Origin of the sequence: Pseudomonas sp. FYR_7, assembly GCF_043106155.1 — a bacterium.
GTDB lineage: Bacteria > Pseudomonadota > Gammaproteobacteria > Pseudomonadales > Pseudomonadaceae > Aquipseudomonas > Aquipseudomonas parafulva_B.
In genome coordinates this window covers 1-344 of record NZ_JBICMI010000065.1, presented here as the reverse complement: position 1 = coordinate 344, position 344 = coordinate 1, and the positions used below count along the sequence as shown (strand labels likewise).

Annotated in this window: 1 protein-coding gene; it reads right to left on the bottom strand. The window is 58.4% G+C overall.

Going from position 1 to position 344, the window contains the following annotated elements:
- Nucleotides 1-344 (bottom strand): EF-Tu/IF-2/RF-3 family GTPase (locus ACF8R3_RS16190; protein WP_392515888.1); only part of this gene is annotated, 344 nt, incomplete at both ends.

Genomic DNA, 344 nt, shown 5'->3' with positions numbered 1-344 from the left:
GCGGTGAACTTGGTGTGCGGCTTGACCGAACCTGGCTTGACCAGAACCTGGCCACGCTCAACGTCGTCACGCTTGGTACCACGCAGCAGAACGCCGCAGTTCTCGCCAGCACGGCCTTCGTCCAGCAGCTTGCGGAACATCTCAACACCGGTGCAGGTGGTGGTGGTGGTGTCACGCAGACCAACGATTTCCAGTGGATCTTGAACGCGAACGATACCACGCTCGATACGACCGGTCACAACGGTACCACGACCCGAGATCGAGAATACGTCTTCGATCGGCATCAGGAACGGCTGATCAACGGCACGAACTGGCTCAGGGATGTAGGCATCCAGAGTTTCTAC